Raw genomic sequence first — 8497 nt, 5'->3', positions numbered from 1 at the left:
TCGCTATCCGTTCGCCCTTTCCGTGCAGATACGTCACTTTCGTGTAGTCACCCCTGATGGCCGACAATGGCGTCACCTGCTCGATGAGCCGGTCCGGCAATGTCTGGGATAATGCCGCCATGGAAAGCTTCTTCTCCTCGCTCAAAACCGAGCGGATCGGAAAGAAGGTCTACCGAACGAGGGCGCAGGCCAAGGCAGACGTGTTCGACTACGTCGAATGCTTCTACAACCCGACCCGGCGTCACTCGACCCTGGGTTATCTCAGCAGGTCTTCCTGAAACTCTGCCCAGGCGAACTCGCCCGCTTGGCACGCAGCCACGGCGACGGCGAAAATGCGCAATTCCCAGGGCCGATTGAATGGAACATGATTTTCATTGCGCGAGTATCGCTGAGAGATCCGACGAAGGCGCCATCTTTTCCTGATTCTGCACGATGCCCTCCGTCACGGCCTGGCGCGGGCGACGCCCGTTCCGATCAGGGGCCGATCGTCGAAATTCGACTTGCTTTATTTGTCGCTGCCCTGCGTTCAACCGGGTTCATCTTCCCCTTGTGGCGTCGCGTTGGTCGGCACACTGTCGAAAGTGGGAATACGGCCCAGAACCGGGTCTCCTGGACGTTGAGGACATTGTTGCCCTTGCCGCGTTCGGGGTTGTCCTTGACCAACGGACAGCACCCAAGGTGGCGCAGGCCAAGTCTCGCCGCCCACGCTCCCTTGACCAGGGAAACGCTGACCTTCGCGGTATTGTCAAAGGCTTTGGGAGGATAGTCGCCATGATCGCAGCAGGCATGGCTCGCGGTGAAGTTGGCGGCGATCGCCAGCCGGTGCGGCGGACGTCAGAAGGCGAGCAGTTCGATCCCGCGCCGCCCGCCGCACTTGGCCGGACTGCATGACCGTCGCCCGCGAAGCGCGGTTCGCTGGTGACCCGTCGCCACCCATATGTCGCCTGCAGGCTGGGCTCGCTTCGTGCCTTGAGGGGGAGACGACAGCGCCGCCTCCCCCGGTTTTCAGAATTTCGCGCCCAAGGTTATGCCGTAGGTACGCGGGTTGCCGAGGTGATTATAGTCCAAACCAAATCCCGCCAGAAGATCAACGCGGGAGGTGAAATAGACCTTACTGGTCAGGTTCTTGGCCCATAACGATGCCGTCAGACGGCCATTGGGGCTTTCCCAGTCGAGATGACCGTTGATCAGGACATAGCCGCTCTGGCGCAGGCGTGAGATATTCAGCACTTCAAAATATTGGGAGGACTGGTAGGTCACTTCGGGATGCAACGAGAAGGCCCCGAGGCGGCCTTCCGCCAACGTCCAGTCGATCCCGCTGTTGAGCGTCAGGGTCGGCGCGTTGGACAGGCGGTTGCCCGCGACGTTGACCCCGCTGAGCGATCCTTCCCTGATGCGGGTCGCAAGCAGCCCCATGCCCGCCCGCCATGTCAGCATCGGCAGCGGCCGGACGGTGAGTTCCGCTTCGCCGCCGTAAATCCGCGATTTCGGGATGTTGAGCAACGTCTGCGCGCCCGAACCGGGGTCGATATTGATGAACTGCTGGTTCTTGTAGTCATAGTAGAAGCCGGCTGCATTGAGCGTGATGCGTCGATCCCAGAACTGCGTCTTCACGCCGACTTCATAGGAGGCGACCTGTTCAGCCTTGGCCACGGACAGTTCGGAAGGATCGAAGAATGCCTGCGCGTTGAAACTGGGCGCACGGTAACCACGACTGTAGCTGGCATAGATGAGGTTGCCGTCGGCGAGCTTGTAGTCAATGCCGATCTTGCCCGAAATATTATTCTTCTTGAACTGAAGGTCGGTGAGCGGGATCAGCGTCGCCACGAGACTGTCATCGACGCCCAAGGCCTGCGAGATGAAGTCGTTCTGGCTTCCGCTATCATGGGTATAGCGCAGGCCGCCGCGCAACGTAACAGCGTCGCTCAGCTTGTATTTGAGATCGGAATAGAGCGCCAGGCTCTTCTTGATCTGGGTGAACTGGTTCTGCGTTTTGCACGCGACCGGCAGGCCATCCGCGCAATCCTGCGCATCGACCACGCCGTCCCCATTGACATCGACATCGGTGCCGATTTCGAAAGAGGTGCGATTGTACACTTTCTCCCGGTTGAAATAGGCGCCGAGGATGAAATCGAAGGGGCCGCCGGTGTTACTGGTCAGCCTCAGATCCTGCGCAAACTGGCTGGCCTTGTCGTAATAGGGGATTTCCAGCGTCTTCGCCGCCGTGCCGTCGGTGTCCTCCTTGAAGTAGAGACTGCCGCTGTCGTACGAGGTAATGCTGGTTAGCGCGAAACTGTCTGACAGATCGAGGCTGATCGTCCACGCCACCGATGTGGTGCGGGCGCGACGCCGGTCGGGGACATCGGACGCGATCTGGCGCGTCGAAAGGTCGGGGCGGTTGATCGCGATGGGCTGGGCGTAGACGCCATAATTTTGCGGGTTCTGGAAGCTGGTCGATGCCCGCAGCACGAACGTCAGCCCGTCTGTCGGTTCTGCCCTGAGCGTTCCGCGAAACGCATATTCGCGGGTGCTGGCGAGGTCCGGCATGCCCGGGGCCACATTCTCGAACCAGCCATGCGCGCGTGCGAAAGTGCCGGCCACGCGCAGCGCCGCCTTGTCGCCAAGCGGCAGGTTAACGGCGCCGTTCGCCTCCACCCGGTCATAATTGCCATAGGTCAGGTTCAGATAGCCGCTGGTCTCGCCCAGCTTGGCTTCGCGGCTGATGATATTGACCGCGCCACCCGTGGTGTTTTTGCCATAGAGCGTGCCCTGCGGCCCGCGCAATACCTCCACCCGTTCCAGATCGTACATGGCCACGCCGAGGAAGGCGAAATTGCCTTTGTAGACCTCGTCATAATAGGTTGCGACCGGGCTCGACTGATTGAGGCTGTAGTCCGACATCGACACGCCACGCAGCGAGAAGATCGGCGTATTTTCGCCGACGACCGCCGAAAGCTGAAGATTGGCCACTTTCGTCACCAGGCTATCGACGCTGGTGATCCGCGCCTTGGTCAGCATGTCCCCACCAATGGCGGACACGGAAATAGGAACGGATTGCATGTTCTCGGTCCGCTTCGCCGCGGTCACGACGATCTGGTCACCGTCACCTGCCTGTGCGAATGCCGGGTGCACCAAGCTCAGCGCCAGGACTAAACTGCCGCCCAGCGTCGTTGCACCTTTTGCTATTTCCCTCATAAATTTTCCCCTTTTTCTATATTTTTATCTCGTTCCTCTCCAGTTATTATTTATTCTAACTGCCGTACTGTTTTGACGCTGCCCAGATACAGTCATTTGTTATTGAGAGTGCACGTTTTAAGCCCATAGGCTGGCCGGTGTGCGGCAGATGTCATGCGCCGAAATATCCGAGCATCGGGTGGTGGCGCTGCGGCCACCACCGGCTTTTATGCGGGCGCCCGAGCAATCGCGGCAAATCCCGCCTCATCGTTTGGCGATGACGGAGATTTCGAGCTTCTGGTCGGGATGGAACAACTGGCTGCAGCCTATGATCGTGCAGGAGGGTTTGTGCCCGCCCAGCCACGGCAGCAGAATCCCGGGGATGGCTGCGTCCAGCGCGGCCATGTCGGACGTATACATGGTCCAACTGAGGATGTTGGCTGCAGCCATGCCCTCGCCCGCAAGAATGCGGCCCAGAACGTCGAGGATCGCTGATAACTGGCTCTGCATGTCGATGCCGACCAAGTCGAGCGTTTCCAGCCCACCCTTAAGCGGCGCAACACCTGAAATATACAGCGTGTCGCCGTCGAGGACCGCGGGAGAAAAGCCGACCGCATCATAGACGTCATCTTCCAGATAGTCGGTAGGCTTGGGGCAGAACTTCATCGCATGCTCCCTGATGAATCAGTTTTTGAAGGTTTCGATGCCCTCGAGCAGGAATTCCGCACCTTCGGCGGTGTTCGTGATCTCGGAAAAGCCCACGATCGTGCGGTCGCCAGTATCCTTGAGGATTGCGAGAGGGTCTTCAAAGTCACGCACATAGCCGAGCGCGAAGCAGCCACATTGATAGCCCATCAGCTTGAGCAGGTCGTCGGGCAGGGTGCGCGCAAGATCCTGTGGGCAGGCAAGATACTGGTTTTCTTCCTGCCGGACCCAGCCGACACTATAGGTCAGGTTAAGCGCCTTGCGGATCTTGTCGGACTTGTTCTCGCCCGAACCATGGTAGATCTTACCGGTGTAGATCAGCACGGAACCGCGATCCATGACTGCCGGCAGGGTGTCCTCAATCGTAAATTTGGCCCCGCGGCCCAGTCGCTGGCTGCCGGGGACGATGCGGGTCGCGCCCATTTCTTCGGTGTAATCGGTCATCGCCCAGAGTGTGTTGCACTGGACGTCATATTCCGGCGGAAACGGGTACATGTCCCAGACCAGTTCGTCCTGATGGATTTTCTGCGCGGGCGAGCCTGGATGCAGTTCGACCACCTGCGTCAGGTGCAACTGAAACGTCGTGGTGTGCGACAGAATCTGACCGGTCGTCCCGAGAACGAGATCGTCCATGATGAGTTCCCGGACCTTCGGAGAGCGTGCGATCAGACCACCGGTACGCTTGGTGAGCTTGCCGAGAAATGAATCGGTGCCATAGCCGATGGTACGGGTATAGGGCTCCAGATCGCGCTCGATTTGGTCCATGGTCTCGTTACTGGCAAGGCGATCGACAATCGCATAGCCATTCTCCCTGACGCAACCTGCGACTTCGTCGATCGGCGCATCAGCAGGGAAATGGATGAGTGACATTGCTAACTCCGTTTGTGTGTCGGAACGTTATCAAGCCTATGGTCGGGTAATCGCCGTGCAATCAGCCTATCGGTGGATCAAGCAGCATTTAGAAACGGGAGGAACATGAGCGGTTCACGCCTCCACCCAAAGAATGATTGCTCAAAGTTGGCGCATCGCGCATTGTTGCGCGGCTAATCGATCAAGCCTTATTCAGCAGGCCCAGGCACCGAAGCACGTGATAGCTTACCGGGACGAGGCGCGGATCGATAGAAGACGACAAAAGATCGCTCGCAGGACCACAGGAACAAGATGTTGAATCGGACGCGATCGGTCGCGTCCCGACGATGACGCCCGCCTTTTGCATTCGGCGGCGCGTTGCACATCATGGGGTGGTACATGTTTCGTCTTGCGTATCTGACCGGAAGCTCAAGCGCTGCGCCGCAGCACCTTTTCCGCAAATCTGCGTGGTGGCTGCGTAAATTCGCACGAAGGCCGTTACAGCGACCTGTGCGTTTCTGCGTCGGTTGGCACAATCATCGGTGCACGACGACGCTGGCGATTGGCATGCGTTCGCGAATCCATAAGGCGAGCCGAAGTCCGGTAATGACCGCTCCGCTTTGCCGGATAAGACAATGGGCAGGAGGATCAAGGGAGAATATTCGGGGGTTTGGCGCGTGACATATCGGGATCGGGAAACGGACGAAAAGAAGCTCAAGGGCAATCTCGGCGTCGCGTCCATCGTGCTGATGGTGGTAGCCACCGCGGCGCCGCTTACCGTGATGGTGGCCAGTTCGCCGCTGATCATCGGCATGGGCAATGGCGCCGCCGCCCCGGTCGACGCCGGGATCGCAACGCTCATCATGCTGGTCTTTACGGTCGGCTTCGTCGCGATGTCGCCCTACATCACCAATGCCGGGGCATTCTACGCCTATATCCAGAAGGGCATGGGTCGGTGCATGGGCTTGGGATCGGCGACCTTGGCACTGATGTCCTATTCGTGCATCCTGATCGGTCTTGAGGCTTATCTCGGCGCGGCGCTGGCCAGTTTTCTGGCGGAGCATACCGGAATCAGCATCAACTGGATGGTCTTATCGGCCGCCGTCGTCGGCCTGGTCGCGTTCTTCGGCTACCGCGATCTGGAATTGAGCTCGAAATTTCTCGGCGTCGCCCTGATTATGGAGATCGCGATTGTATTGGTATTGAATGGCGCAATCTTCATCACCAACCCCGCGGGGATGATCACGAGCGTGCCTGTTCGCCTGGAAACCATCCTGTCCGGTTCGCCGGGCCTTGGCATCCTGTTCGCGGTCTATAGCTTCGTCGGCTTCGAATCGACCGTGGTTTATCGGGAGGAAGCGGTCGATCCCGATCGCACCATTCCCCGCGCGACTTTTCTGTCGGTCATCATCGTCGGCAAATTCTACATGGTTTCGATGTGGTGCGAAGTGGTGGGCATCGGTTTCGACGACATCCGCACGACCGCAACGAACGGCGGTGAGGCGCTCTATATCGATCTTTCCCGTGCCTTTCTCGGCCATGTCGCGACGAACCTCATGGAGGTGCTCGTCGTAACCAGCCTGTTTGCGTGCATCCTGTCGCTTCACAACATCATCGTGCGGTATCAGCATGTGCTGTCGCGCAACGGCATCCTGCACCCGGCCATCTCGGCGGTCCATCGGGGGCATGGATCCCCCCACATATCGTCAATGGCGCAGTCGATCACTTCCTTCGCCGCGCTGTTTGGTCTGGGCGCGCTCGGTCTATCGCCGACGATGCAGATCTATGCCTGGGGCGCGACCGCAGGAACCCTGGGCTACATGTGTATCGTCGCGCTGACATCTCTGGCGGTTATCCTGTTCTTCCGACGGGAAGGCGGGAACGCCGGACTCTGGCGCACGCTTGTGGCGCCTGGCCTTGGTTTCATCGGCCTGATGTTCTGCGTCTATATCGCGGTCGACAACCTGCCGGACCTGATCGGCGGGACCAATGCCCAACTCGCAGCACTCGGCATCGTCGCCTTCATCATATCGGCCTTCATGCTGGGTTGTATCATCGCCCTTGCCATGCGGACCCGGCAGCCGGAACGATACGCGCTGCTCGCCGAACCTGGTTGAACGCAGGGCGGATCGGCAAGGTCAACTCGGACCGTTGCGATTGCCCCCTGCCGGCTTGTGGGGAAGACGCCTCACGAAGAGTAAACGTCATGCGCGAGCGAAATCACGGCATTGCGCGAACTGACGCCCAACTTGTCGAAAATACTCAGCACATGGGTCTTCACGGTGGCCAGACCGATGTGCAGAGCCTCCGCGATTTCGCAGTTGGAAGCACCGGTCAGCATCATCATGATGACATCCATTTCGCGCGCCGAACAGTTACAGGTCAGCTTCAGGAAGCGATCGAGCGCCCGTTGCTTGACACTGTGATGCGAATGGATCGATTGCTCAAAGAAGCTTCGGATCGCTTCCCAGTCGAGCATGTCGGACGTGTAGTTCGGCTCGTCCCCGGTTCGGAACAACCCCAATCCCGCCACCGGCATGTCATCCTTCCAGAAGACCATCTCTAGTTCGTCAGCGATGTTCGACTGCGCCAGATGGCCGAGCCAGCGTTCGTCCACTCGCTGCTTCGTCATGATCATGTCATGAAAAAGCGCCACGGTGGTTCGTTGCCTGAGCATTTCATGCGGGCTGAGAGGATCGATATCCTCATATAGGTTCCGGTAGCTGTCCATAAAGCTTTGCGGCAAACCGGAGGCAACCCAATCCCCGATCCGACCCGAATCGTCGAACCAATAGAACAAGGCGCATTCGGAATGCGCGAGGGATTTCCCGCAACCAATCATCTTTTCGATCAGCGCGTCCGATTTGGCCCGTGCCGTCCTATGCATCGCCGAACACTACAAAGCGCCGTTGCACTGCGCCGCAACAAGGCGTCTTCCTGATCATGCCGCTACCCCATATGCTCCGCCTCCTTCGATGAAGCGGTGTGATTCGCACTTGTAGTGTGACATTCCTGTTGCACGCTCGAAAGCATTTTTGTGCGCCTGCACAAAGTTTGCCACAGGCTGAAGCGCTGTGGTCGATTGTTGATTGCCACTGAGAAGTGACCCGGGAGAGGCCGTAATTTCCACTGAGATTTGACCCATGTTCTGATCGTCAACCGCCCGGTCAGCCTGCGGGTCTATCCGGACCGGATCGTCGTGGCGGCCGAGGGCCGGGTCCTGTGCGAGCATGAGCGGATCATCGAGAGGTCCCATCATCTGCCCGGGCGGACGGTCTATGACTGGCGTCACTACCTGGCGGTGATCCAGCGCAAGCCGGGAGCCCTGCGCAACGGAGCCCCCTTCCTGGAGATGCCCGATGCCTTCCGGCAGCTGCAGGCGTCCCTGCTCAAGCGCCCGGGAGGCGACCGGGAGATGGTCGAGATCCTCGCCCTCGTCCTCCAGCACAACGAACAGGCCGTCCTCTGCGCGGTCGAGCTCGCGCTGGAAGCCGGCGTGCCGACCAAGACCCACGTCCTCAACATCCTGCACCGGCTGACCGACGGCAAGGCCGGCACGCCACCGAAGATCGACGCTCCGCAGGCCCTGACCCTGCGGCGTGAACCCAAGGCGAACGTCGAGCGCTATGACGCGCTGCGCAGCAGGAGGCCGCCCGTGCGTCATGATCCCGCCAGCGCCGCCGTCGTGGTCATGCTGCGCGGCCTCAAGATGTAGGCGTCACCTCAAGGTTTGTGCGCCAGACAACGATTTGGCGGACATAATGAGAAC

5 protein-coding genes and 2 pseudogenes are annotated in these 8497 nt (G+C 59.4%); 3 read left to right on the top strand and 4 right to left on the bottom strand.

The window, feature by feature from the left end:
• Positions 1-53 precede the first annotated feature (53 nt).
• A pseudogene (locus ACEK02_RS16425) lies at positions 54-278 on the top strand (IS3 family transposase); the annotation flags it as partial.
• 727 nt (positions 279-1005) lie between these two features.
• Here the strand turns inward: ACEK02_RS16425 and ACEK02_RS16420 are convergent.
• The 3 genes from ACEK02_RS16420 to ACEK02_RS16410 all read right to left on the bottom strand — a co-directional run bounded on the left by ACEK02_RS16420 (position 1006) and on the right by ACEK02_RS16410 (position 4749).
• Entirely contained in the window at positions 1006-3195 is a 2190-nt protein-coding gene (locus ACEK02_RS16420) for a TonB-dependent receptor (RefSeq protein WP_371422655.1), read from the bottom strand.
• A 243-nt stretch (positions 3196-3438) separates the two neighbouring features.
• Positions 3439-3840, bottom strand: coding sequence for a RidA family protein (locus ACEK02_RS16415; RefSeq protein WP_371422654.1), 402 nt, complete (start codon positions 3838-3840; stop codon positions 3439-3441).
• 18 nt (positions 3841-3858) lie between these two features.
• The gene (locus ACEK02_RS16410) at positions 3859-4749 is read right to left on the bottom strand and encodes a phytanoyl-CoA dioxygenase family protein (RefSeq protein WP_371422653.1); all 891 of its coding nucleotides are present in this window, start codon (positions 4747-4749) and stop codon (positions 3859-3861) included.
• A 656-nt stretch (positions 4750-5405) separates the two neighbouring features.
• On the opposite strand from ACEK02_RS16410, the gene ACEK02_RS16405 reads away from it, so the two are divergent.
• Positions 5406-6845, top strand: a complete 1440-nt coding sequence (locus tag ACEK02_RS16405; RefSeq protein WP_371422652.1) for an APC family permease — start codon at positions 5406-5408, stop codon at positions 6843-6845.
• Between the two features lie 71 nt (positions 6846-6916).
• Here ACEK02_RS16405 and ACEK02_RS16400 read toward each other — a convergent pair whose 3' ends face one another.
• On the bottom strand, positions 6917-7528 hold the full coding sequence (locus ACEK02_RS16400) for a response regulator transcription factor (RefSeq protein WP_371422651.1): 612 nt from the start codon (positions 7526-7528) through the stop codon (positions 6917-6919).
• Between the two features lie 357 nt (positions 7529-7885).
• On the opposite strand from ACEK02_RS16400, the pseudogene ACEK02_RS16395 reads away from it, so the two are divergent.
• Positions 7886-8443 (top strand): annotated as a pseudogene (locus tag ACEK02_RS16395) (IS21 family transposase); the annotation flags it as partial.
• Positions 8444-8497: the final 54 nt, after the last annotated feature.

It is taken from the genome of Tardiphaga sp., assembly GCF_041424195.1.
Lineage (GTDB): Bacteria > Pseudomonadota > Alphaproteobacteria > Rhizobiales > Xanthobacteraceae > Tardiphaga.
Note: the sequence above shows the minus strand (reverse complement) of the source record. Positions and strands in the feature narration are given on the sequence as shown.

Bases quoted from the DNA above. Each gene is read 5' to 3' on its own strand.
- ACEK02_RS16415 (WP_371422654.1), bottom strand. From the start codon at position 3,840: ATGAAGTTCTGCCCCAAGCCTACCGACTATCTGGAAGATGACGTCTAT.
- ACEK02_RS16420 (WP_371422655.1), bottom strand. From the start codon at position 3,195: ATGAGGGAAATAGCAAAAGGTGCAACGACGCTGGGCGGCAGTTTAGTC.
- ACEK02_RS16410 (WP_371422653.1), bottom strand. From the start codon at position 4,749: ATGTCACTCATCCATTTCCCTGCTGATGCGCCGATCGACGAAGTCGCA.